This is a genomic window from Streptomyces sp. NPDC031049 (genome assembly GCF_055571015.1).
In genome coordinates this window covers 18,094-42,596 of sequence record NZ_JBVIGC010000028.1, presented here as the reverse complement: position 1 = coordinate 42,596, position 24,503 = coordinate 18,094, and the positions used below count along the sequence as shown (strand labels likewise).

At 75.6% G+C, this 24,503-nt stretch carries 18 protein-coding genes and 2 pseudogenes; 8 read left to right on the top strand and 12 right to left on the bottom strand.

The window, feature by feature from the left end; genetic code table 11:
• Positions 1–2: 2 nt before the first annotated feature.
• The 8 genes and pseudogenes from ACZ45Q_RS32270 to ACZ45Q_RS32235 all read right to left on the bottom strand — a co-directional run bounded on the left by ACZ45Q_RS32270 (position 3) and on the right by ACZ45Q_RS32235 (position 8,462).
• Positions 3–1,382, bottom strand: coding sequence for a YcaO-like family protein (locus ACZ45Q_RS32270; RefSeq protein ID WP_468268096.1), 1,380 nt, complete (start codon positions 1,380–1,382; stop codon positions 3–5).
• Positions 1,379–2,860, bottom strand: a complete 1,482-nt coding sequence (locus ACZ45Q_RS32265; protein WP_468268092.1) for a CocE/NonD family hydrolase — start codon at positions 2,858–2,860, stop codon at positions 1,379–1,381. The genes ACZ45Q_RS32270 and ACZ45Q_RS32265 overlap by 4 nt, the downstream gene beginning before the upstream one ends.
• Positions 2,861–3,147: 287 nt before the next feature.
• A pseudogene (locus tag ACZ45Q_RS32260) lies at positions 3,148–3,996 on the bottom strand (hypothetical protein); the annotation flags it as partial.
• Positions 3,997–4,087: 91 nt separating this feature from the next.
• Entirely contained in the window at positions 4,088–4,201 is a 114-nt protein-coding gene (gene amiA / locus ACZ45Q_RS32255) for a streptamidine family RiPP (protein WP_241270818.1), read from the bottom strand.
• A 58-nt stretch (positions 4,202–4,259) separates the two neighbouring features.
• On the bottom strand, positions 4,260–5,081 hold the full coding sequence (locus ACZ45Q_RS32250) for an ABC transporter ATP-binding protein (RefSeq protein ID WP_468268089.1): 822 nt from the start codon (positions 5,079–5,081) through the stop codon (positions 4,260–4,262).
• Positions 5,082–5,101: 20 nt separating this feature from the next.
• A complete protein-coding gene (locus ACZ45Q_RS32245) occupies positions 5,102–6,109 on the bottom strand; it encodes a FecCD family ABC transporter permease (protein WP_468268086.1) in 1,008 nt (335 codons plus the stop codon).
• A 284-nt stretch (positions 6,110–6,393) separates the two neighbouring features.
• Positions 6,394–7,407, bottom strand: a pseudogene (locus ACZ45Q_RS32240) (FecCD family ABC transporter permease); the annotation flags it as partial.
• Positions 7,408–7,475: 68 nt separating this feature from the next.
• Positions 7,476–8,462, bottom strand: a complete 987-nt coding sequence (locus tag ACZ45Q_RS32235; RefSeq protein ID WP_468268083.1) for an ABC transporter substrate-binding protein — start codon at positions 8,460–8,462, stop codon at positions 7,476–7,478.
• 84 nt (positions 8,463–8,546) lie between these two features.
• Between ACZ45Q_RS32235 and ACZ45Q_RS32230 the strand changes: the two genes are divergently transcribed.
• The gene (locus tag ACZ45Q_RS32230) at positions 8,547–9,746 is read left to right on the top strand and encodes a hypothetical protein (RefSeq protein WP_468268080.1); all 1,200 of its coding nucleotides are present in this window, start codon (positions 8,547–8,549) and stop codon (positions 9,744–9,746) included.
• A gap of 57 nt (positions 9,747–9,803) precedes the next feature.
• Here ACZ45Q_RS32230 and ACZ45Q_RS32225 read toward each other — a convergent pair whose 3' ends face one another.
• Positions 9,804–11,006, bottom strand: a complete 1,203-nt coding sequence (locus tag ACZ45Q_RS32225) for a PP2C family protein-serine/threonine phosphatase (protein WP_468268077.1) — start codon at positions 11,004–11,006, stop codon at positions 9,804–9,806.
• A gap of 325 nt (positions 11,007–11,331) precedes the next feature.
• Here ACZ45Q_RS32225 and ACZ45Q_RS32220 point away from each other — a divergent pair, with 325 nt between their 5' ends.
• Positions 11,332–13,029, top strand: a complete 1,698-nt coding sequence (locus ACZ45Q_RS32220; RefSeq protein WP_468268074.1) for a RecQ family ATP-dependent DNA helicase — start codon at positions 11,332–11,334, stop codon at positions 13,027–13,029.
• A 17-nt stretch (positions 13,030–13,046) separates the two neighbouring features.
• On the opposite strand, the gene ACZ45Q_RS32215 is transcribed toward ACZ45Q_RS32220, so the two are convergent.
• Entirely contained in the window at positions 13,047–15,830 is a 2,784-nt protein-coding gene (locus ACZ45Q_RS32215; protein WP_468268071.1) for a SpoIIE family protein phosphatase, read from the bottom strand.
• Positions 15,831–16,029: 199 nt separating this feature from the next.
• Here ACZ45Q_RS32215 and ACZ45Q_RS32210 point away from each other — a divergent pair, with 199 nt between their 5' ends.
• From ACZ45Q_RS32210 to ACZ45Q_RS32200, 3 genes are all read left to right on the top strand, one after another.
• Positions 16,030–16,980, top strand: coding sequence for a GlxA family transcriptional regulator (locus ACZ45Q_RS32210; RefSeq protein WP_468268068.1), 951 nt, complete (start codon positions 16,030–16,032; stop codon positions 16,978–16,980).
• Between the two features lie 150 nt (positions 16,981–17,130).
• Positions 17,131–17,868: a DJ-1/PfpI family protein gene (locus tag ACZ45Q_RS32205; RefSeq protein WP_468268065.1), complete on the top strand. Its 738-nt coding sequence runs from the start codon at positions 17,131–17,133 to the stop codon at positions 17,866–17,868.
• 249 nt (positions 17,869–18,117) lie between these two features.
• A complete protein-coding gene (locus ACZ45Q_RS32200; protein ID WP_468268062.1) occupies positions 18,118–18,456 on the top strand; it encodes a hypothetical protein in 339 nt (112 codons plus the stop codon).
• A 46-nt stretch (positions 18,457–18,502) separates the two neighbouring features.
• Here the strand turns inward: ACZ45Q_RS32200 and ACZ45Q_RS32195 are convergent, their stop codons facing one another.
• Positions 18,503–19,360: an alpha/beta fold hydrolase gene (locus ACZ45Q_RS32195; RefSeq protein ID WP_468268060.1), complete on the bottom strand. Its 858-nt coding sequence runs from the start codon at positions 19,358–19,360 to the stop codon at positions 18,503–18,505.
• Positions 19,361–19,467: 107 nt separating this feature from the next.
• On the opposite strand from ACZ45Q_RS32195, the gene ACZ45Q_RS32190 reads away from it, so the two are divergent.
• Positions 19,468–20,064: a TetR/AcrR family transcriptional regulator gene (locus ACZ45Q_RS32190; RefSeq protein ID WP_468268057.1), complete on the top strand. Its 597-nt coding sequence runs from the start codon at positions 19,468–19,470 to the stop codon at positions 20,062–20,064.
• Between the two features lie 15 nt (positions 20,065–20,079).
• On the opposite strand, the gene ACZ45Q_RS32185 is transcribed toward ACZ45Q_RS32190, so the two are convergent.
• Positions 20,080–20,952, bottom strand: coding sequence for a trypsin-like serine protease (locus tag ACZ45Q_RS32185; RefSeq protein ID WP_468268054.1), 873 nt, complete (start codon positions 20,950–20,952; stop codon positions 20,080–20,082).
• Between the two features lie 193 nt (positions 20,953–21,145).
• Between ACZ45Q_RS32185 and ACZ45Q_RS32180 the strand changes: the two genes are divergently transcribed.
• Positions 21,146–21,613 carry a nuclear transport factor 2 family protein gene (locus tag ACZ45Q_RS32180; protein ID WP_468268051.1) on the top strand — a complete coding sequence of 156 codons (468 nt, stop codon included), beginning with the start codon at positions 21,146–21,148 and terminating at the stop codon, positions 21,611–21,613.
• A gap of 173 nt (positions 21,614–21,786) precedes the next feature.
• The gene (locus ACZ45Q_RS32175; RefSeq protein ID WP_468268048.1) at positions 21,787–24,459 is read left to right on the top strand and encodes a SpoIIE family protein phosphatase; all 2,673 of its coding nucleotides are present in this window, start codon (positions 21,787–21,789) and stop codon (positions 24,457–24,459) included.
• Positions 24,460–24,503: the final 44 nt, after the last annotated feature.

Below are 24,503 nucleotides of genomic sequence, written 5' to 3'. Positions count from 1 at the left end.
CCTCACATGTGCGGCGGGGGCGCCAGCGTGAAGTCCCGCGGTCCGCTCGGCTCGCTCGTGCGCCAGCCCCGTTCGACGGCCGCGCGGGCGAGCCGGGGGCAGCCGAAGTAGCCGAAGGCCGCGGGGGCGTTGGGCAGGAGACCGGAGACGAGGACGCGGGCGACCCGCAGCGGTGTCTCGGCCACGTCCTCGGTGGTGAGGTCGAAGGTCATCACGCGGTGTCCGCCGGCGTGCAGCGCGCGTTCCAGCCGTTCCGGGGTGCCGGGCTCGACGGCGTCGACCGGCACGGTGCCGTGGACGGGGTCGGTGAACCGGCGGGCCTCGGACGCCATCCGTTCGTCCAGCCACACCTGGACGTGCGCGCCCAGGTCCCGCACGTGCTCGAACTGTTCGCCGCAGGCGTCGAGGTAGCGCCCGTCGGCCCGGTGTTCCAGGTAGAGCCCGCGGGCGAGCAGCCCGGCCTCGACGGCCTGGAAGACCCAGCCGTCGGGCTCGGTCAGCCCCTGGGTGAAGACCCAGGTGTGGACGGCTTCGAGGACGGCCTTGCGGGCGGCCTCGGCCGGGTCGTACTTGCAGGCGAAGCCGGCCGCGTACAGGCCGAGCCGCCGGTCGTGGACGAGCGCGGCCATGCAGGGCGCGAACTCGGAGGGCATCTCCACGAGGTGGACCTCGAGCGCGGACCCGGCGAGGTCGTCGGTGAGGCCGGGGACGCTGGCCGGGTCGATGCCGCGGGCCGGTCCGTCCAGGTGCCACCACAGTTCCAGGGCGTCGCGTTCGACGGTCTCCAGCAGTCCGCGTTCGACGGCGTCGTCGAGGCCCTGCCCGGTGGCGATGCCCGCGTAGTTCAGGTGGTGGGTGCGGGGCAGTTCCCGCAGGTCGCCCTGGCGCCAGTTGAGGTGGGTGAGGGCGACGGGCGCCCAGACCTCGGTGGTGCGTCCGCCGGGCAGCCGCTCGGTGCCGCGCGTCCACAGCGCCGGGGTGCCGGCGGTGAGCGGGCGGTAGGGGAACGTGGCCCGGACGTACTGCCAGGGCGCGTAGGAGGGGAGGTCGTCGGGGCCGTAGAGCCGCAGCCCCTTGTCGGCCAGCTCGGCGGCGGTGGCCCGCAGGGGGGCGTCGGGGTGGCCGGGCGGCGGCACGCGGTTGCCGCAGTACCGCTCGACGCCCTCGGCGATCGCGGCGGTCCGGGCCTGTTCGGGGTCGCCGAAGGTGGTGCCGAGGGAGACCCGGTCGGCGGGCCACAGGCCGAGTCTGCGGGCGTCGGATATCTCGGCGGTGAGCGCGGTGTAGCGGGGCGGGGCGCCCGCGGGGTGCTCGACGGGCTTGACCTTGCGGACGATGCCGCAGACCGGGTCGACGAGGGCTTCGAGCGGCAGCGGCGTCATCGCAGGATCTCCTTGGCGGGATCGGTCGGGGCGGGGCGGGCGGGGAGTACGGGCAGGGTCAGTTCCACGGTCCGGGCGTCGACTTCGCGCCGGGAGGGGAGCAACCGCCGGGCCGTCACCGGGTCATGACCGGTGTGGGGGTTGCGGGCGTGCGCGGGGAAGTGGTGTCCGGCGACCTCCAGGCGCAGCCGGGTACCGGCCCGCAAGCGGCGGGCGATGCGGCCGAGTTCGACGGTGAACTCGGCCGCCGTGCCCGCGGGGCCCGTGCGCCGGACGGCGCCGGTGGCGAGCCGCTCGGCTCCGCCTCCCTCGGTGACGGCGACCAGCCGGGCGAACCAGTCGGCGGACGGGGTGTCGGCGACCGCGCGCAGCCGGACCCGCGCCGGTCCGGCCACGTCGAGGGGGCGCGGCAGCGGCGGGGTGGCCAGCAGGCAGCGGTCGGGGGTGCCGTCGGTGGGGACGGTGAGGTCGTCGGAGCGGACGGGCCGGCCGGGGTCGGCGGTGAATCCGGCGCCGTGCAGCAGGCGCGGCCGGACCGGGCGGGGCTCGCCGTGGGTGCCGGCGGGCAGCCACAGGCCGGCGCCGCCCAGGGCGACGGCTCCGTGGTGGCCCGGGGCGAGGGCGCCGGCGAGGGCGTGGCGGGCCCAGCGCACGTACAGGTCGCCGAGGTCGATCCGGTGGGCCGGGCCGGCGTCGGGGCCGGGCGCGGTGCGCAGGCCGTGGCCCCACGGGCCGACCAGCAGTCGCGCGGAGGGGCCGCCCCAGGCGCGCCACAGCCCGACCGTGTCCTCGTGGAAGGGGTCGTGGTGGCCGCCGACCGCGAGCAGCGGCGTCCCGGCGTGCGCGGCCCGGGACGTGAGGGCGCCGCGAGTGCGCCGGCGCCACAGGTCCGCCCAGGACGGCAGGTCCCGGCCGAGGCGTGCGGGGAGGTCGGTGAGCGGCAGGTGGGTCAGGAGTGCGGGGTCGGCGGCCAGCGCCTTGTCCAGCGCGCTCTCGTCGGAGTCCGGGCGGTCGCCGTGGGCGGCCCACCATCCGGCGCGGGCCAGCAGCCGTTCCACGCCGGAGGGTTCACGTGCCGTCTCGGCGGCGCCGAGGGCGGGCACGGCGGCGATGACGGCGTCGGGCCGCGCCGCGTCGGGCGCTTCGAGGGCGAGGACGAGGGCGCAGTGGGCGGCGTAGGAGGCACCGGCGGCGATCAGCCGGCCGTCGCTCCAGGGCTGCCGGCGGATCCAGCGGGCCGTCGCGGCTCCGTCGGCGGTCTCGTGCGTGTACGGGTGCCACTCCCCCGGTGACGCGAACCGGCCCCGTACGTCCTGGACGACGGCGGCGAACCCGCGGCGGGCCCAGCCACGCGCCTCGGCCCGGTGCCGCGCGCGGTCGTAGGGGGTGCGGACGAGGACGGCCGGGAAGGGCCCGGCGCCCTCGGGCAGGCAGACGTCCGTGGCGAGGCCTTCGACGGCCGCGCTGAAGGGCGTCATCCCTGCTTCTCCGGTATGCCGTGCGCCTCCGGGGGGCTGAGCGCCTCCGGGGGGCTGAGCGTCTCCGGGGGACTGAGCGTCTCCGGCGCTGCCTCCTTTCCCGGAGCCCCGTGTTTCGCCGGCGCGCCGTGCGTCTCCGGCGTGCTGAGCATCTCCGGCACTCCCTGCTTTCCCGGAGCCCTGTGCTTCGCCGGCGCGCCGTGCGTCTCCGGCGCTCCCTGCTCCCCGCGCGTCCTGAACCTCGCCGGCGTGCCGCGTCCGCCCGGCATGCCCTGTTTCCCCGGCACGCCCTGCTCCCCCGGCATCGGGGCCACGGCGGGCACCGGCAGGACGGGGTGTTCGGTGACGGTCAGGGTGCGCAGGTCGACGCGGCGAAGGCGGCGCCGCGCCGGGAGCCCGGCCGACCGGGGGACGCCCGTGGCCCACTGCTCGAGGTCGTCGGCCAGCAGGGCCGCGAGGAGGGCTGCGGCGGGAAGGCCGGGCCCGGCCGGTGCGCCGCCGGTGCGCGGCCCGCTCCAGTAGGCGGCGAGTTCGCGGTGGGCGGGGGTGGCCGCGAGCCGGCGGGCCCGGACGTGCGCCGAGGTGACGTCCCCGGGCGCGACGGCGGGTGGTTCGACGTACGCCTGCCGGCCCTCGCGGTGACAGCGCAGCCAGGCGACGCCGTGCTCGGGCAGCCGGTCGGCGGCGTCCCACAGCCCGTCGGGCACGGGCCCGTCCAGGCACCACACGACGGCGGCCGGGTCCGTGTCGAGCAGCTCCTCGATCCCGGCCGGGGAGGCACCGCGGGAGTCCCCGGCCGGCTGCACGCGCGGTTCGGCTCCCAGGGCGGTCAGCTGGGCGGCGAGCGGTTCGGTCAGCACGGGGTCGCCCAGCAGCCGGACGGCGCGGCGGGCGGCGGGCCAGACGGGGCGCGGCGGGGCGTCGCTCAGGTAGCCGGCGGACTCGAAGGCCCGCAGGAGCCGGTCCACTTCGGCGTCGGCACCGGGCGGGGGCCCGCCGCCCGCCAGCCGGGCGAGCAAGGCGTTCTCGTCGGCGTCCCCGGTCCTGACGCCGAGGAACTCTCCGTCGGCGGTGCGGACGGCGAGGCCCCGGCCGGGCACGGCGACGACCTCGACACCGGGTGCGAGCTGGGACACGGCTTTCCTCCTGACAAGGGGTGCGGGAACGGGCGTGGGCCCGCCCGGAAGGCAACGGGCGGGCCCACGGTCGAGGGTGCGGGGCCCTCGCTTACTCCTCCGTGTCCTCGAAGGGGTTCTCCACGAGCGCGTTGGAGTGGGAGGCCGAGTCGTGGGCCAGCTGGCCCGGGTCCGCGATCGGCGCGAAGACCTGCTCGTTGTCCATGAACTCTCCTTCTTCGTAAGGGAGATGCGACGTCCGGTCGGACACCGCACCCCGGACACTAATGAATCTGATTTTCATATTCAAGCTCGGGCAGAGGGTGATCTGGGTAACACACCGGCCAGCCCCCCTCCGGGTCGGTGCCGACCCGGCCCGCCACCCGCAGCACGTCCGCCAGCAGCCCCGGGGTGACGACCTCGTGCGGCGTCCCGTCGGCCACCACACGCCCGTCCCGAAGCGCCACGATGCGTTCGGCGAAGCGGGCCGCGTGGGCCAGGTCGTGCAGCACCATCACCACGGTCAGACCGCGTTCCTCGCGCAGCCGGACCACCGTGCGCAGCACGTCGAGCTGGTGGTGCAGGTCCAGATAGGTGGTCGGCTCGTCGAGCAGCAGGACCCGGGTGTCCTGGGCGAGCGCCATCGCGAGCCGCACCCGCTGCCGTTCACCGCCGGAGAGCGCGTCGACGTCACGGTCGGCCCAGTGCTCCACGCCGACGTCGCACAGCGCCCGCTGCACGACGGGGTCGTCGGCCTCCCGCAGCATGCCCAGCGGACCCCGGGCCGCGTAGCGGCCCTGCCGGACCAGGTGACGTACCGTCATGCCTGGTACGGCGGGCGCCGACTGGTGCAGGAGGGCCACCCGCCGGGCGGTGGCGCGCCGGGAGAGCCGGGCGAGGTCGTCGCCGCCGACCAGCACCCGTCCCCGGTCCGGCGTGAGGAGCCCGGCCGCCAGACGCAGCAGGGTGGACTTGCCGCAGCCGTTGAGGCCGATCAGCGCGGTCAGTTCGCCCGGCCGGACGGTCAGGTCGACGCCGCGCAGCACGGGCCGTGCCGGATAGCCGAAGTGGACGCCCTCGACGTGGATCCCCACGGACTCGGTCATGATCTGTCCTTACGTCGACTTCAGAACGTTCGGCTCGGCGTGCGGCGTACGACGACGAGCAGCAGCGCGGCGCCGAGGCAGGCGGTGAGCGCGCCGACGGGCAGCGTGAGCCGCCCGGAGTCCAGGGCGGCCGCAAGCAGCCGCGAGGACAGCTGCGCCGCCGCGTCCGCGCCGCACACCACGACCGCGCCCGTGAGGGCGGCACCGGGCAGGCTCGCCCGCAGGTCGGCGCCGAAGACGGCCACCGCCAGGTGCGGGACGAGCAGCCCGACGAAGCCCAGCGCGCCCACGGCCGCCACGGCCCCCGCGGTCAGCGCCACCGCGCACAGCAGGGCGAGGGTGCGGGCCGGCCGGACGGACAGCCCGGCGGCGAGGGCGATGTCGTCCCCGCAGCGCAGCAGGGTCAGCGGCCCGGCGAGCAGCCACGCCACGGCGCCCCAGGCCAGCGCCCAGGGCCACAGCAGGTGCCAGTGCTGCCAGACCCGGCCCTCGGTGGTGCCGACCAGCCACTGCACGACGCTGCCGAGTTCGCCCGGCTCGACGAGCAGCACCATGGCGGTGAGTCCGCCGAGCACCGCCGACACCAGCACCCCGTGCACGGCGGTCTGCGCCGGATCGCCACGGCCGCGCCCGGCGAGCAGCCACAGCAGACCCGCCCCGGCGCAGCCGCCGGCGCACGCGGCGACGACCACGGCGAGCGGGGACTCCCAGCCGGCGAAGCCCAGGGCGGTCGCGGTGACGGCGCCGAGCACCGCCCCCGGTGTCACCCCCGTCACCTCGGGCCCGGCCAGGGGGTTGCGCAGCGCGGACTGAAGGACGAGGCCCGCCACCGCCAGACACGCTCCGGCGCCGAGCGCCACCAGCAGCCTGGGCAGACGCAGTTGCAGCAGGATGTGCCGTTCCGTCGCGTCACCGCCGCCGCCGAGCACGTCCCAGACCACGCCCGGGGACATGCCGCGCCCGGCCACCAGTTCCGCCCCGGCGCAGACGACGGCCAGGGCCGCCAGCGCCCCGAAACGCCGGCTCACCGCGGGAGCCCCGTTCCGGTGGTCCCGCCGGTTCCGGGCGGCACCGGACCGCCGCCGCCGGCCGCCCGCTCAGGGGACGTCCGCGCCGGCACGGCGGAAGGGGGCTCGGCCGAGGAGCGGGAGCCGTCCCGCGCCGCCGCGGCCGAGGAGCGAGCGCCGTCCCCCGCCGCCCCGCCCGAGGAGGGGCAGTCGACCCCCGCCTCCCCGCCCGAGGAGGGAGAGCCGACCCCCGCCGCCTCGGCCAAGGAGGGAGAGCCGGCCCGCGTCGCCGCGCCGTCGGTGACAGGTGCGGGCGGCGCCGCGCCCGGTGCGGCGCTGACCGCCGTCCCGCGGCGGGCCCGGCCGCGGCGCCCCGACCGCATCAGCGCGACCCCGGCCGGCACACCCAGCAGGGCCGTCCAGGCACCGACGGGCGTCTCCACGGGCGCCAGCGCCAGCCGGGCCGGCACGTCGGCGACGGAGACGACGGCGGCCCCCCACGCCGCCGACCAGGGCAGCCACCGCACCGCACCGGCCGCCGGGGCGAACCACCGGGCCAGGTGCGGGGCGAGGAACCCGACCCACGCCACGGGCCCGCACACGGCCGTGACGGGGGCGATCAGCAGCACCGCGATGGCCAGCGCGGTCAGCCGGGCCCGGTGGGCACGCACCCCGAGCGCCTCGGCGTCCTCGTCGCCCAGCCGCATCACCGACAGCACCGGTGCGCACAGCACGAGGGCGGGCACCGCGACGAGCAGCCACGGCCACAGCCCCGCCACGTCGTCCCAGGTGCGGGCGGAGAGCGAGCCGAGCAGGTAGCGGTAGATCAGCTGGAGGTCGAGCTGGTCGGCCATGACCATCAGCACCAGCAGCGCGGCCTGCAACGCGGCCGCGACGGCGGCGCCGGTCAGCAGCACGGCGGAGGGGCTGCGGCCCAGCCCCGCGGCGAGCAGGGTGAGCCCGCCGCCGAGCGCCGCGCCGCCGAGCGCCAGCAGGGGCTGGACGGCGGCGGGCAGGGACAGCGAGAGGACCAGGGGCGCGGCCACCCCCAGCGCCGCCCCGGACGACACGCCGAGCATCTCCGGCACCGCCAGGGGGTTGCGCAGGGCCTCCTGGAGTACGAGCCCGGCCGCGCCCAGACAGGCCCCGGCCAGCAGCGCCAGTACCAGGCGGGGGATGCGGAGTTCGCCGACGACGATGCCCGCGAGCGTGGTGTCCCCGTCCAGGACCGCGCCGACGAGCCGGTGGGCGGGGACGTAGGGGGTGCCGAGGCTGAGCGCGCAGCCGGCGGAGGAGAGCAACAGCACGACGACCAGCAGCGGTTGCCAGGGGCGTGCGCGCGGCACGGTCCCCGGCGCACCGGCCGTCGCGCTCCGGGCGGGGGCGCTCACCGCAGCGCGGCCGTGGCCTCGTCGAGGACGATGCCGAGGGAACGGGTGCCGCGGCCCTTGGCCCACACCTCCGGGTCCACCTCGTGGACGTCACCGTTGCGCACGGCCGGGATCTTGCTCCACAGAGGGTTCTTCGCCAGCTTCTGCGACAGCTTGCCGTCCGTGTCGCCGAAGCTCATGGTCTCCACGAACAGCACGTCCACGTCCTTGGCGAGGATCTCCTCCAGGCTGTAACTGCCCTCGACGCCGCGCGACTTCCAGGGGTAGTCGGCGAGCTCGGGGAACATGCTGGCGGTGACGTCGCCCTCCGGGGTGGCGACGCCGAAGTTCTCGTCGCTGCCGTAGATGATGAGGGCCGTCTTGTCGCTCGGGGCGCTCTCGGCGGCGGCCAGCTTGGTCCGGAAGGCCTTCTCGGCCTTCTCCCCCTCGGCGGTGCGGCCGGTGAGGGCGGCGACGTCGCGGAGGTAGCCGACGCTGTCCTCCCAGGTCTCGGGCTGCATGGCCCAGAACGTGGTGGCGTCCTTCAGCGCCGGGGCCAGCTTGCCGTGGGTGTCGCCCAGGCCGATCACGAGGTCGGGCTTGTGGGAGAGGATCGCCTCCACCTCCGGGGCGATGAATCCGCCGGGGACGACGTCGACCTCCTCGGCCTTCTCCTTGCCCAGGAAGCGGGGGTGGGCGAGCAGCGCGCTGTTGGTCGCCGTGGGGCGGATGCCCAGTTCGGTCAGGATGTCGTCGCAGAGCGCGAACAGGCAGACGATCCGCTCCGGCTTCTTCTCCAGGGAGATCTCGGTGCCGTTCGTGTCGGTCAGCTCCGTCGTCGCCTCGATGGGTTCGACGGTGACGTCGGTCTTCGCCGTGGGCTTCGCCCCGCCGCCCGCGGAGTCCTCGGTGTCCTGGGCCGACGCACCACATCCGACCAGCAGGGACCCGACCAGGGCGGCGGTGATCCAGACACGGGCGGAACTCGACGGTGAACGCAGCATGAATGCCCTCGCTTCTTCTCAGGGACGCGCAACGCACCGAAGATACATGATAATCGTTTTCATAATCACCTGTCTGGAGGACCCATGACCGCACCCCCCGCCGTCCTGCTCGTCTCCGACCACGTGGCCGGTGCGCTGCATGTGCTGACCGTGCCGGACGGCGTCGTCACGGCCCGGCTGACCGGCCGCCACCTCTCGGAGCACGCGGGGTTCCTGGCGCTGCCGGAGGGCCGGGTGGCCTGCGTGGACGACCGCCGGGGCGAACTGCTCGTGCTCGACCCCTTCGGGGACGAACTGGTGGAGCGGGCGGTCCCGGTCGCCGTGCCGGCCGAGCACCTCGCCTGCGACCCGTCCGGCCGCCGGGTGGCCGTCACGACCGGCCTGGGCCGGAACACCGAGCCGTGGTCGGACCTGTTGACGGTCGTCGACCTTGACACGGGCGACACCGCCCGGGTGCGCACCCGCGTCGGCGAGCCGGGGGTGACGGTGCTGGGCGGCGACGACCCGCTGGTGGTGCTGCGGCACCGGGAACCCGGCGCGCTGGCCGTGCACCGGTTCGCGGACCTGCTCGCCGCACCGCCCGGCTGCCCCGCCCTCGCCCCGCACGCCCTGCTGCCGCTGCCCGGCGACGGCCACGGGGACGCCCATGTACCCGGCACCGGGCAGGTGTTCGCGGCCACGGGCCAAGGGGTGCACCGGGCGCGCAGGAAGGACGACGCACTGGTCGCCGAGTCCGTGATTCCGTGGGAGTCCCCGGCCCGGGGCTGGTACCTGCGCCTGGACACCCGCCGGCCCGCGCTGTGGAGCACGCTGCGCGGCGGGCACCCGGACCCGCTGCGGTGGCCGGAGTGGACCAACCAGGCATGGCGCCACGACCTGGCGACCGGCCGTACGCGCCGCACGGACCTCGGTCCCGGGCTGGTCTTCCGGCTGGCCCTCGCCCGGCACCACACCGCCTTCACCCGCATCCACCCCGACGGCGACGAGCTGCTCCTGCTGGGCACCGACGACGTCCTGCGGCGTCTGTCCCTGCCCGCCATGACGGGCGCCCCGCGCCGCGGCGGCACCCCCTGGGAGGGCGTCCAGCGCCGGGCGGTGGCCGCCTCCCCCGCCTGCGACTGGGTCGCCGTCACCCGTGGCGGCCACGGAGAGGTGCACATCGTGGACGCCGGGACGGGCCGGGAGGCGACCCGGGTGAGGCCGGGCACGGCCCTCCAGCACGGCGGGCACCTGATGCTGCGCGCCCGCGACGACGGTGCCGAGGGCGACCCCGTGGGCCGGTGACCATGCGGCGAGGCCCTCCCGGGCCCGTGACCCGGCGGCCCCGACGCCCCGCCCGGCTCAGGCGTTGGACCCGCAATTGGTCCGGCGCTGCCCGGAACGGCCGCCGTGCCAGTCCAGCACCAGGGTCGTGGCGTCGTCGGGCAGCGATCCCCCGCAGGCGTCGTGCACCGCCGTGGTCAGGAACCGGACCACTTCCCGGGGGTGCTCGTCGCGGGTGTCCCGGACGAGGGCCGCCAGGTCGACGGCCGCCGCGGCGCGTTCCTGCATGCCGTCGGTGAGCAGCACCAGACGGTCGCCGGGCTCCAGCCGGAAGTGCTGCGTGGTGTACGAGACCGGGGCCGGGACCCCGAACGGGAGGTTGACCGCGAGGGCCAGCTCCGCCACACGGGAGCCGCGCAGCCGCAGCGGCCAGGGGTGGCCGGCGTTGACCAGCTCCACCGCGCCGGTGTCCAGCTCGACGCGCAGCAGCTGACCGGTGGTCATGCCGCCGGTGCCGCCGGCGACGGCCTCGTGGGCGGCGTAGGCCTGCTCGAGGATGCCGCGTCCGGCGCGGCGGGCCCCGCGCAGGGCGTTGACGGTGAGGGTGGCCAGCAGCGCCGATGCCGTGTCGTGGCCCATGGCGTCGGTGACGGACAGGTGGAGGGTGTCCTGGTCGAGGGCGTAGTCGTAGGTGTCGCCGCCGATGTCGTCGGCCGGGACCAGGCCGCAGGCCAGGGTGAACTGGGCCGCTTCGCAGCAGGACGCCGACGGCAGCAGCTGGTGCTGGATCTCGGCGGCCAGGCTCACCGCCGTGGTGCGCCGGTTCACGTGGTAGAGGTCGGTGAAGCGCCGGTCGGTGACGACGATGTACGCCAGCGCGTGGGCGGCGTCGGCCACCGCCCGGCGGACGGTGTCGTCCGCGTGCGGGACGACCAGGTCCAGGACGCCGACGCAGTCGCCGCGGTTGGTCACGGGCGTCACCATCCGGCAGCCGCCCTCCTCGTCGTCCTCCTGGTGCAGGCGCTGGGAGCGCAGTACGTGGTCGTAGACGCTGCCCGCCAGCTCGACCCGCTCGCCCTCGCCGGGCGCCTGCCCGGCCAGGCCGGCCCTGGGCAGCCGTACGGCCTCCCGGCCGATCATGTCGACGAGCAGGAACGACACCTCCCTCGCCGAGAACCGCTTCTCCAGGTTCTGGGCGACGATGTCCACCGATTCCACCGGGGCGGCGTCCTCCGCCGCTCTCAGCACCTCGTCCAGACCCAGACCCTCACCGCTTGCCACGGCCACCTCCTCCGTCAGTCCCTTTCAGATGCCCGGCAACCCGGCCGCCACGCGCCGGACCGGTGCCGTGGCCGCGCGCACGAGCACCGGAGCGGCAGCGACCGCGCAGGCCAGGCCTTGATCACCGACGGGTGCGCACCTTGACCGCCGACGGGCACGCCCGGGTGTGCCGGTCCGCGGCGCCGCGGACGGGTGTGCCGGTCCGCGGGTCCGCGGCGCCGCGGGACTGGCCCGTGCGGCCCCGGGTACCCAGCCGGTGCCCGCCGCGCGCCGGCGCCGGTCCCGACGGCCGTGCGCGGCCGCCCGGGCGAGCGAGGGAGCGACCATGACCGAAGACCCCCGCCCCACGGAGCGGCGGGCCGCGCGGGTGCGGAGTGCCGCCGCCGAGGTGTTCGGCTGGGACAGCCTCTCGCCCGAGCAGCTCCAGGCCATGCTCGCCGTGCTCGACGGCCGGGACACCCTCGTGGTGATGCCGACCGGTTCCGGCAAGTCCGCCGTCTACCAGGTCCCCGGCGTCCTGCTGTCCGGCCCGGTCGTGGTCGTCTCGCCGCTGATCGCCCTCCAGCGTGACCAGATCGCCGGGCTGCCCGCCGGCGACCGCGCCCCCGGCGCCGTGGCCGTCGACTCCGGGCTGTCGGCCTCCGACGCCGAGGCGGCCTGGGATGCGGTGCGGCGGGGCGAGGCCCGGTTCGTGTACCTGGCGCCGGAGCAGCTGGCCAAGGACGAGGTCGTGGCACGGCTCGCGGAGGCGGGGCCCGCCCTGTTCGTCGTGGACGAGGCCCAGTGCGTCTCCTCCTGGGGCCACGACTTCCGGCCCGACTACCTCCGCCTGGATCAGGCCGCGCGCCGCGTGGGCCGGCCCCCGCTGCTCGCCCTGACCGCGACCGCGGCCCCGCCCGTGCGCACGGAGATCGCGGAGCGGCTCGGCATGCGCGACCCGCAGCTGACGGTGGCCGGTTTCGACCGGCCGAACATCAGGCTGGAGGCCCGCCGGTTCCTCACCGAGGACGAGCGGCGCCCGGCCGTCGTGGAACGGGCCGCCGCCGAGCCGAAACCGGGCATCGTCTACGCCGCGACCCGCAGGGACACCGAGGAGTACGCCGCCGAACTGGCCGGCCTCGGCCTGGCCGCCGAGGCCTACCACGCCGGGCTGAAGCCGGCCGAACGCGCCCGCGTCCACGACGCGTTCCTCGCCGGGCGGGTCGACGTCGTCGTGGCGACCACGGCCTTCGGGATGGGCATCGACAAGGAGGACGTACGGTTCGTGCTGCACGCCTCCCTGCCGGGTTCCCTCGACGCCTACTACCAGGAGATCGGCCGCTGCGGCCGGGACGGACGGCCGGCCCTCGCGGTGCTGCACCACCGGGCCGAGGACACCGGCATGCGGAACTGGTTCGCGGGCCGCACCCCCGGCCGCGACACCCTGGCCGACGTGGCGGAGGCCGTCCACGACCACCGGGACGACCCGGCGGGCCCGGAACGGCTGCGCCGGGAGACGGGGCTGTCCCGCAAGCGGGTCACGGCGGCGCTGAACCTCCTGGAGGAGGCGGGAGCCGTCGGCACGGGGGACGGGGGCGAGGTGCGTCCCGATCCCGGCACCGGCCCGGACACCGCAGCCGAACGCGCCGAGGAGACCGCCGAGGCGCACCGGCGGACCGACCGCTCGCGGGTGGACATGGCCCGCGCCTACGCCGAGACCACCGGCTGCCGGCGGCGGTTCCTGCTCGGCTACTTCGGCGAGGAGTACGAGGCGCCCTGCGGCAACTGCGACGTGTGCGAGGCACCGCAGACGCAGGAGCGCGAGGCGCCCGTCCACCCGGACGCCGCCGCCTACCCGGCCGGGGCCCGGGTGCGGCACGCCGAGTGGGGCGACGGCACGGTCCTGAGCGAGGACGGCGACCGCATCACCGTCCTGTTCGACCGGGCCGGCTACCGCACCCTGTCGCTGCGTTCGCTGGCCGGGCGCGAGGACCTGCTGTCGGTGGTGGGCGGCGCGCCCGGCGCCGGGGGTGCCGGCGGCTGACGCCCGGGCACGGCGTCTCACCAGGCCGGTACGTCGAGGAGCAGGCCCGGGTCCGGTTCGGGGGTGCGGCCCAGTGTCTGTTCGGCCCAGATGACCTTGCCCGTCACCGCGTAGCGGGTGCCCCACCGCTCCGCGAAATGGGCGACGAGGAACAGGCCGCGGCCTCCCTCGTCGGTGGTGGCCGCGCGGCGCAGCCTGGGTGAGGTGTTGCTGCCGTCCGACACCTCCAGGACGAGGGTGCGTCCCAGCAGCATCCGGACGCGTACGGGCGGGGCGCCGTAGCGGATGGCGTTGGTGAGGAGTTCGCTGAGGATGAGTTCCGTGCTGAACGCCGACTCGCGCAGGTCCCAGTCGGCGAGCCGGCGGCTCACCTCCGTGCGGACCCGGGAGACGGCCGTGGCGTCGAACGGGACGTCCCAGGACGCGACGCAGGACGGGTCCAGCAGGCGGGTCCGGGCGACCAGCAGGGCGACGTCGTCGCGGGGGCGGCCGGGAAGCATCGCCTCCATGACGGCGCGGCAGGTCTCCTCCGGGCTCCGCTGCGGACCGGCGACGGCGGACCGGAGCGTGCGCAGGCCCTCGTCGATGTCGCGTCCGCGGTCGTCGATCAGCCCGTCGGTGAACAGCACGAGCCGGCTGCCCTCGGGCAGCTGGAGCTCGCCGGCCTCGAAGGGGTGCCCGCCGACCCCCAGGGGCGGTGACAGCGGGAGGTCGGGGAAGGTCACCGTGCCGTCGGGGTCCACCAGTGCCGGTGCGACGTGTCCGGCGCGGGAGAGGGTGCAGCGCCCGCCGACGGGGTCGTAGACGGCGTACAGGCAGGTGGCGCCGGTGACCGGGGCTCTGTCGCCGTCGTCGTGCGTCGTCTGGGTGTCCAGCAGCGTCACCATCTCGTCGAGGTGGCCGAGCAGTTCGTCCGGGGGCAGGTCCAGCGAGGAGAAGTTCAGCACGGCCGTCCGCAGCCGTCCCATGGTCACCGCGGCGTGCAGCCCGTGCCCCACGATGTCGCCGACCACCAGCGCCACCCGGAAGCCGGGCAGCGGGATGACGTCGAACCAGTCGCCGCCCACGCCGGCCCGGGCCGGCAGATAGCGCCAGGCGATCTCCAGCGCGTCCTGGTCGGGGACGTCCCGGGGCAGGAGGCTGCGTTGCAGCGTGACGGCCATGGTGTGCTCGCGGGCGTAGCGGCGGGCGTTGTCGATCGCCACGGCGGCCCGGGCCACCAGTTCCTCGGCGACCGCGACGTCCTCCTCCTCGTAGGCGGGCGAACCGGCGCCGCGCCAGAAGTTGACCATGCCGAGGACCACGCCGCGGGCCCGCAGCGGGACGGTGATGAGGGAGTGGATGCCGTACTCCAGTGCCTCACGGGCGCCCTCGGGGTCCTGGGCCCGCCAGTCCTGGGCGCTGTGCAGGTCCGTCACCCGCACGGCCTTGCCGCGGTGCAGTGCCGCGGCCATCGGCGTGTCGGCCACGAGGAACTGGATCAGGTCTCCCACCGGCTGCAACGGGGTGCCGTCCTCGGGTCCGCGCAGCGCGGTGCGCCGCATCCGCCGCACGGCGCCGGTGGGTTCCTCACCCCGCAGTACGGAGTCCAGGAGTTCGACGGTGACGAAGTCGGCCATGCGCGGGACGGCCACCTCGGCGAGTTCCTCGGCCGTGCGCCGGATGTCCAGGGTGGTGCCGATGCGTACGCCCGCCTCGTACAGCAGGGTCAGCCGGCCGCGTGCCGTCTCCGCCTGGCCCGACAGGGCCCGCAGCTCCGTGGTGTCGCGGAAGGTGGCGACCAGTCCGGGCGCCCCGCCGTAGGGCTCGGTGAGCCGGGTGTTGACCGCGAGCAGCCGCTCACCGGCCGGGAGGACCTCGTCGGAGACGGGCTCGGGCGACACCAGCAGCCGGGTCAGCGGTGGGCTGAGTCCCAGCTCCGTGACCGGCCTGCGGTCGGCGTCCGGGGGCAGGTCCAGCAGCCGGCGCGCCTCGTCGTTGGCGAGCATCAGGCGTCCGTCGCCGCCGACGATCAGGACGCCTTCGCGCACCGCCCGGAGCACCGCGTCGTGGTGTTCGAACATCCGGGTCATCTCGGCCGGTCCCAGGCCGTGCGTCTGCCGGCGCAGCCGCCGGCTGACCAGGGCGGTGCCGCCGGTGGCGAGGGCGAGGGTGCCCGCCGCCGCGGCCAGCATCGTGGGGATCTGCCGGTTGAGGAGCTGGCCGAGGGTGTCGTACTGGATCCCGGCGCTGACCATGCCGACCACGCGCCCCTCGCCGTCCCGCACGGGCACCACCGCGCGCACGGCGTCGGTGGGCTCGCCGTGGAACGTCTCGGTGAAGGCCTCTCCCCGCGCGGCGCGCTCCACACCCTCCGCCGTGGTCCCGATCAGCTCGGGCCGGGGGTCGGTCAGCCGCACCCCCTGCGTGTTCAGGACGGTGACGAAGTCGACCCCGGAGGCACGCCTGGCCGCCTCGGCCGCGGGCTGGAGCCGGGACGTCGGGTCCGCGGACCGGAGAGCGGCGGCCGTTCCGGGGCCGTGCGCGAACGCCTCCGCCACGGCCAGGGAGCGGTTCTCGGCGCCCCGCTCGGCGTCGTACCGCCCCTGGACCACCAGGGCCGCGACCGCCACCGCGACGAGCACCAGCATGATGAGGACCTGGAGCAGGAAGACCTGGGTGGCCAGCGTGCGGACGCTCAGGGACGGCGACAGCGGGAGTCTGCGCGCATGCCGCGCCCCCGAGGGACGGAACGGTCCCCAGGAGCGCCCTTCACCCGGCGGCTCCGCTCTCGTACGGGACCGGCGAAAGGGACCGGTCATGCCCCATTTCTAACCCACGCTCGCCTTCCGGGCGACTGCTGCGGGGCCCCGGGGGCGGGCCGACCGGGTCAGGGCCGCACCGCCGGGCCCCGGTGCGGGCGGACGCCCGTGGAGGTTGCCGGATTCCGGCAGGGCCTCGCCGTCGGGGCTGCCGCCCCGCGTGTACGCCGGACCGGCCGACGGCGTAGGGTCCGGGCCCATGCATGTGGTTGCCGTTCTCGCTCCGGACCACGTCTCGGCGTTCGATCTCGCCATCCCCTGCCAGGTGTTCGCGTTCGCACGGCGACCCGACGGCAGGCCGGCCTACGAGGTGAGGGTGTGCGCCGACCGGCCGGTCGCCGCCAGGGCGGGGGAGGCGGAGCCCTTCCGGATCTCCGCATCGCACCCCCTGGCCGACGCCCGGGGCGCGGACACCGTCATCGTCCCCGGCGTCCCCAGCGACCAGGTGCCGCCCCCGCAGCTGATACGGCTGCTGCGGCAGGCGTGGTCCGACGGGGCCCGCGTCGCCTCCATCTGCACCGGGGCCTTCGTGCTCGCCCGCGCCGGGCTGCTGGACGGGCGCAGGGCGACCACCCACTGGCGGTTCGCCGGGGCGCTCGCCGAGCGGTTCCCACGGGTCGCGGTGGACCCGTCGGTCCTGTTCGTGGACGACGGGCGGGTGCTGACCTCGGCCGGCATCGCGGCGGGGCTCGACCTCTGTCTCCACCTGGTCCGACGCGACCTCGGCGCGGCCGTGGCGGCCGAGGTCGCCCGCATGATCGTCATGGCGCCGCACCGGTCGGGCGGGCAGGCCCAGTTCATCGACGACGCCCTGCCCGTGGACGACGGCGCCGACGAGCTGGGCGCCACGCTGGAGTGGATGCGGGAGAACCTGCACCGGCCGCTGACCGTGGCCGACATCGCCGCCCGGGCGATGATGAGCCGACGCACCCTGGCACGCCGTTTCCGCGACCGGACGGGCACCACACCGCTGCGCTGGCTGCTCACCCACCGGTTGCAGCGCGCGCGGGAACTGCTGGAGACCACCGACGTGCCCGTCGCCCGGATCGGCGAGATGACCGGGTTCGGGTCCATAGAGGCCCTGCGTCACCACTTCACACGCCACGTCGGCACCACGCCCAAGGACTACCGGGCCGCCTTCCGCGGGTGAGGAGGCAGGCGGGCCGATTGGCCGTATCTTGCGCCGGCCAGGCACGCGTGCCGGTGTCGCGGCAGGGCCCGCCCCGGCCAGACTGACCGCGTCCGCGCGCCCCGGCCGGCCGCGGCCGCCACCGCCTCCGCACCAGGGAAGGGAACCCACATGAACCGCCGAGACCTTCTGCGCGGTACCACCGTGATCGGCACCGCGGGTCTGGCCACCGGCGCCCTGGGAGGCCTGTCGGCGACCGCCGCGCCTCGGCAAGCCGCGTCCGGCCGGGGCGACGGCCCGCTGCGCGTGCACGTCGTGATGTTCGACGGGGCGGAGGAGCTGGACTTCACCGCCCCCTACGAGGTCTTCTCAGCCGCCTCCCATTTCACCGACCGCCCGGTGGACGTCCGTTACGTCACGACCGGCGAGCCCGGTCCCGTCACGGCCGCCTACGGTTCCCGGATCGGCGTCGAGCACGCGTGGACGCCGCACGCCGCGGACATCGTGGTGGTGCCGGGCGGCGGCTACACCGACCGCGACGGCCCCGGGGTGTGGGCCGAGATCAAGAAGGGCACCCTCCTGCGGGCCCTGGCCGCCGCCCCGCGCCGGGGACTGACCGTGGCCGGCCTGTGCACGGGCGTGATGCTGCTCGCCCACGCGGGCCTCGTCCGGCAGCGGCCCTGCACGACCCATCACCGGGTGCGGGCCGACCTCGAACGGCAGGGCGGTGTGCTGAAGAACGCCCGCGTGGTGGACGACGGCGACCTGGTCACCGCCGGCGGCGTCACCTCCGGGCTGGAACTCGGCCTGTGGCTCGTACGCCGGGAACTCGGCCCGGACGCGGCGAACGCCCTGGAAGGCATGCTGGAGTACGAGGCCCGGGGCACCGTGTGGAGCCGGGACCGCTGAGCCCTCGTCCGCCGCCGGGCGCCGGCGCACGGACTCCTGTGCGTGCCTGCCGGATCCCGGCAGGATCTCGCTGCCAGGGCTGCCGGAGCGCTGCGGAGCACGCGACAGCCCGTTCGATCATGATGGGGCGGGCGATGCCCGCCGGGGCTCCGTACTCACGATGCGGGGCCTCGTCCGCGGCGCCGCTCGGAGCCGGCCGCCGGACCGTGAGCCGGAGAGGGCCGGAGAGCGAGAGTGAGGGGCGAGCAAGTGATCGATGTCGTCATCGACCTGGTGCCACTGCTGATGGGGCCGCTGATCGCGTGGGCGGGGTGGGACACGCTGCGCAGGCCGGAGGAGATTCCCGCCGTCGCGGCGGGTGGTCCCCGGTGGGCGTCGCGCTGCTGGTCGGTCGGCTTCGTGCTGCTCGGCATCACGGTGACGGCCCTGGGCGGCTTCGGCCTCGCCGGGCGCGAGGAGGTCTGGCCGGTGGGCGTGACACGCCTGATCGCGGTGGGGCTCGTGGCGGTCTCGGTCGTCGCGGCGGCCGTGTCCCGGGCGCGGAGACGACGTGGCGCGCCGGAAGGGCCGAGGGCCGGGGCGAGGTGACGGCGGCTCCGGTGCGCCCGGAGGAGGCGGAGGGGGCCCGCGCCGCTCAGCCGGCGCGCTCGGCCGGCCTCGCCCCTGTCTCGGTCAGGAAGCCGGTCAGCACGTCGGCCAGTCGTTCGGGCTGGTCCTCCGGGACGAGGGTGGACGAGCCGGCGATCTCCACCAGCCTGCCCCGCGGGTACAGCGCGGCGAGCCGGGGACCGTGCTCGCGGGGCATCAGCCTGTCCTGCGTGGCCCAGACGACCAGAACCGGGCGGTCGAACTCCCGCAGGCGCTCGCTCCAGGACAGCAGGGTCCGGCGGTCGGGCGCCGAGGTGGCGAACGCGGCGAAGTCCTTGCGGACGGCCCTGCTCCGGCTCGCGGGCGCGAACCACTCCCGCAGGATCTCGTCCGGCACGCCGCGCAGGCTCATCCCGCCGTACCCCGCGCGGGCGTGACGGAAGGCGGGGATCCGCATGAGCCGGGTCAGCAGCCACACCCCGCCGGGCACCCGGCACACCGCGGCCGCCGCCTTGGCCGGCCCCGGGGGGAAGTTGTCGAACGCCTCGCAGGCCACGAGGACCATCCGGGCGATCCGTCGGCCCTCCTCCTCCAGCACCAGGAACTGGCCACCGCCCCAGTCGTTCAGGACGAGGGTGACGTCGTCCAGGCCGAGCCGTGCGAGGAACTCCCCCAGCAGCCGCGCGACTCCGCGGTGGGACAGGTCGGCCCCGGGCTCCATCGGCCGGCGGTGACCGCCCAGCGGCAGCGTGGGCAGGATGCACCGGTAGCCGTCGAGCAGGGGCACCACCTTGCGCCACTGCTTGTCGTTCATCGGCAGACCGTGGCAGAAGACCAGGACCGGTCCGTCGCCGCCGGTGTCCTGGTAGTCGATCGTTCCGGAGGACACGTGGATGTTCGGCACGGCTGACCTCTCCTGACGGCTGACCTTACTTGATAGATCGTTCTACTGCTAGCGTAGAGGCGCTCATCGGTTCACGCCAGACATCCGCCACACAGGAGCGAAGGATCATGGGACGGTCGGACACGCGGGCCAGGATCCAGGACGCGGCGACAGCGCTGTTCCGCCGCAACGGCTACTCGGGCACGGGTCTGAAGCTGATCGCCAGCGAGGCGCAGGCGCCCTTCGGCTCGATCTACCACTTCTTCCCCGGCGGCAAGCAGGAGCTGGCCGAGCGGACGATCCGCGCGTCCGGGGCCGAGTACGGCCGGATGGTGCTGGCGCTGCTGGACGGCGTGCCGGACCCCGTGGAGTCGGTCGCCCACGCCTTCGACGCCGCCGCCGACGACCTCGCCGCGTCCGACTACGCCGACGCGTGCCCGATCGCCACGGTGGCACTGGAGGTCGCGAGCACCAACGAGCCGCTCCGGCTCGCCACGGCGGACGTCTTCGACGCGTGGGTGCGGTCCGCCACCGAGTGGTTCGGCCGCTGGGTGGCGGACCCGGAGGCGGCGCGGTCGCTCGCCCAGTCGTTGATCATGCTGCTGGAAGGCGCGTTCGTGCTCTGCCGGGCCACCCGTGACCCCGAACCCCTTCGGGTGGCCGGCCGGTCGATGGCCGGCCTGCTGCGTGCGGCGATCGCACAGCAGCAGGCGCCGACCGCGTGACCGGACGCCGAAGGCCTACGGCAGGTTCACGTACGGCGCCAGGAAGGCCCGCGCACCCGGAGTGTCCAGCCGGTAGGTGACGTTCGTGGCGTAGCACGGGCTGTCGCCGGTGATGGTCGTCGACGCCAGGACGCGCTCACCGCCGAGGACGACGAAGTTGGGGCCGCCCGAATCGCCGTAGCAGGCGCCGCCGTTGCCTTGCGGCGCCGTCATGGAGAGCCGCACCCAGGCGTCGTTGAGGGCGTTGAAGCTCACCGGCGCCTTCATGCGGACGCCGCCGCCCGGGTGGGTGTGGCCGCCCGGTCCGGTGGCGGCCTCCTGGGTGCCGTAGCCGGCGACGACCCAGTCCGCGGAGTCCAGCGCGCGTGATCCGAGTTCGGCGAGCCGGCCGGCGCCGGGCAGCGTGGCGGGGGTGAACGACCAGCGCTTCCTCATCTGCGCGGCGGGGACTTCGACGACCGCGATGTCGCGCGTGTCGGCGGCCGGGCCCGGGTAGCCGGGGTGGCTGTGCGCGGTGCCGGGGACGGCGACGGCCTCCGCCTGGGCGGCGGGGTCACCGGGGTGCCTCTGGGCGGCGGCGTCCAGTCCGCTCTGGACGTCCTGGTCGAGGGAGACGTGGAACCGGACGTTCTCCGGCCAGCCGGTGGTGCAGTGGGCGGCCGTCAGAAAGGTGTCGGCGTCGATCATCGTGCCGGAGCAGACCCAGTCGACGCGGTCCGGGGTGCCCGGGTCGCCGTCGTGGTCCCAGGTGGCCACGAGGGCGCCGACCTCGGTGCGCTCCGGGGCGGGGGTCGCGTTGTAGGAGCTGATGGCGGACGAGGACGACGCCGTGGCGAGCACGGTGGCGCAGGCGGCGGCGAGGACGGCGGTGACGCGTGTGGCGGTCAAGAAGAACCCCTTCGCTGGGTGTGGTTCGGGTGTTCCTCCTGTGGGGGGTGGGTGCATTGAAGCGCCTGTGATCGTGGGCGGCAAGACCGCCGGCCCGGGCACCTGCCCGCGGGGACGAGGACCCGGCCCCACTCGGTGGTCGCCGGGGGAAAAGCCGTGGCCGCCGCCGCGGTCGCGCTGACAGGATGCGCGGATGATCGATGATCCCGCGCAGCGTCTGCTCGCCGAGCGGTCGTGCGAACGCCTGGTCCTGGAGTTCGTCCGTGAGCTGGATCTGGGTGAACCGGGCGCCGTGGCCGAGCTGTTCACCGCCGACGGCATCTGGGAGTGGCCCGAGGGCGACCGCAGGATTCAGGGGCGCGAGGCGCTGCGCGCGTATTTCGGGTCCCGTCCCGCCGATCGCCTCTCCCGCCGCTTCTGCGGCAACATCCTGGTGACGGTCACGTCCGCCTCGACCGCGGAGGCGACGACGTACTTCACCACCTACCGCGTGGACGGGCACACCGGCGGGCCGGTGCCGCCACGGCCCCCGGTGCAGGTCGGGCACTACGAGGACGCGTTCCGCAGGGCGGACGGCCGGTGGCTGCTCGCGCGGCGCACCCTGTTCCTGGCCTTCGCCGGGCCTACGGAGCATGTCAGCCCGGCCGACCGGAGCGGGTGACCTGACCGGGAGTGCCCGCCGGCCGTCACCCGGCCCGGCGTGCCCCGCCGGCGGTCGCCGGTCCCGGTGTCCTCCACCGGCGGTCACCCGTCCGGCCGACGGCGGTCCTGCCCCGACCTGGGGCGACGCCGTCGTCCTCGGCCCGAGGCCGGCCGCTGCGGCACACTTGATGCATGGGCAGTCCCGTTCCGCCCGGGGCGCTGCGGCGCCGTTTCCCCCGGAGCCTTCAGAGCGTGGCGTCGGCCCGGCACCTGGTGGCCCAGGCCGCGGCGGGTGCCGGACCGGAGACGATCGACGCGGCCCGGCTGCTGACCAGTGAGCTGGTGACCAACGCCCTGCTGCACGCGTCCACCGAGATCGAGGTGTCGGCCTGGGCCGTCGAGGGCGGGGTCCACGTGGACGTCAGCGACCATCGCCCCAGTCGCACGCTGGTGCCGCAGGACCTGCCGGCGGACGCGGGCACGGGTCAGGGCCTGGCCCTGGTGCGGCAGCTGGCCTCGCGGCACGGCGTCGACAGCGACGCCTGCCGCAAGACGGTGTGGTTCGAGCTGTGGCCGGAGGGCCCGCCCGTGTCACCGTCGGACTGGCGGACCACGGCCCCCTCCGACGCGCTGCCCCGCCGGGCCGTGACCCTGCTGGACGTGCCCTCGGCGCTGTACTCGTCGTGCATGCAGCACCGGCACGTGCTCCTGCGGGAGTTCGCCCTGGCGGCCGCCGGCGGAACCGACCTCGGGGTGCCCCCGGAGGACGTGATCACCGCGGTCGACATCAACAACGTCATCAGCGCCTGCGTGACGGCGGAGATGGCGGCACAGCGGTCCCGCGGGGACCTCCGCTCCCTGCCCCTGTCGCTGCCCGCGGACGCCGCGCCGGCGGTGCGCACGCTGTGGCGGGTGCTCCAGGCGGCCGAGGAGGCGGCCCGGGACGAGAGCCTGCTCACCCTGCCGGCGCTGCCGCGCGGGCAGTTCTTCCACGAGTGGCTGTTCGACCAGATCGTCGGCCAGCTCGAGGGCGGGCACCCCACCGCGTGGACGCTGGTGCCGCGCGCCCCGGGAGCGGGCCCCTCCGTGCTGACGCCCTGGGACGCGGCCACCGCGCAGGCCAGCAGGGCCCCCACCGTCGCCGCCGACGAGAGCAACCGGATCATCGCCGTCAACGGCCCGGCCGCCGACCTGCTGGGCTGGCACGCCGACGACCTGGTCGGCCGCAGGCTCACCACGCTCATCCCGGAGCACCTGCGCGAACGGCACCTCGCGGCGTTCAGCTCCCTGCTGCTGACCGGCTCCTCCCGCATCGTGGACCGCTCGGTGCCGCTGCCCGCCCTGCACCGCGACGGCCATCTGGTGCCCGTCCGGCTGTTCGTGCAGACGCAGGAGATGGCCGACGGACGCACGGTGTTCGTCGCCCAGCTCACCCCGCGGGCCACGGCGTCGGACGAGTCCCCGCCGGCGGCGGTGCCCGGGGAGCAGGTGGCACCGCAGGAGGCACCGCCGGCGCCGGGCCCGCACGTCCCGGGGGACGAGCAGCACCCCACGGCCGAGGCACCGGCGGCCACGGTCGGGGCGTCGGCGGCCACGGCAGGGATGTCGGCACTGGACCGGCTCGGGCTGCTGGCGGACACGGCGGGTGCGCTGAGCAACACCATGGACCTGGACGAAGGGCTCCGGATCGTCGGCGGCATCCTCACCCGACGGCTGGCCGACTGGTGCGTGGTGGACCTGCTCACCGGGGACTCCCAGGTGAACCGGGCCTGCGTCGTGCACCGCGACCCCGGAAGCCTGCCCCCGGACGCGTGCTGGAGCGGGCTGCTGCCGCTGAGCGAGGAAGCGCGGGGCCCCCTGGCGCGGGTCCTGAGCGGGGCGGGACCGCTCCTGCTGCCCCAGGCCGCACCGCCGGACCGGCCGGACAGCCCGCTGGACACCGGGTACCGCGATCTGCTCCGGCGGCTCGGCACCAGCAGCGCCGTCGTGGCCCCGATGCGCGCCCGCCGGGAGGTCGTCGGCGCGCTGACGGTGGCCCGGACGGGCGGGCCGCCGTTCACCGAGGAGGACCTCTCCCTCGTCGACGACCTGGTGCGCACCCTCGCCCTCGGCGTCGAGAACGCCCGTCTCTACCAGGACACCCGGCACATCTCCGAACGCCTCCAGCGGTCCATGCTGCCCGTGCTGCCGGAGCCCGGGTACGCGGAGCTGGCCGCCCGGTACGCCGCGTCGTCCACGACCACGCAGGTCGGCGGCGACTGGTACGACGCCTTCCTGCTGCCCGGCGGGGGCATGGCCCTGGTCATCGGCGACGTGACCGGGCACAACCTCGACGCGACGATCGCCATGAGCCAGCTGCGCAGCATGCTGCGGGGCATCGCCGTCGACCGGCAGGAACCCCCGGACACGGTCCTGCGCCGCCTGGACCTGGCGAACCACAGCCTGTACCGGGACGCCACCGCCACCTGCGTCTACGGCCTGCTCCGCGGGGGCACCACGGGTCCCTGGGAGCTGGACTACTCGTCGGCCGGGCACCTGCCGCCGCTGCTGACCACCGCAGACGGCGGCACCCGGTTCCTGACGGACGGCGGCGGACTGCTCCTCGGCATGGACCCCGAGACGGCGCGTCCCCGCGCCGCCTGCGGGCTCCCCGCCCACTCGACGCTGCTGCTCTACACGGACGGGCTCATCGAGCGGCGCGGCGAGCACCTCGACGAGGCGATGGACCGGCTGCGCCGGCGCACAGCCGCTCTGGCGCGCGAGCCCCTGGGCGTGTTCTGCGACGAGCTGCTGATCGGCTTCGGCGCGGACAACGACGACGACATCGCGATCCTCGCCGTACGGCCCACGCCGCCGGCGGACTGAACGCTGCGCGTCGTGGCCGACGCGCCAAGTGTGGCCTGTTGACC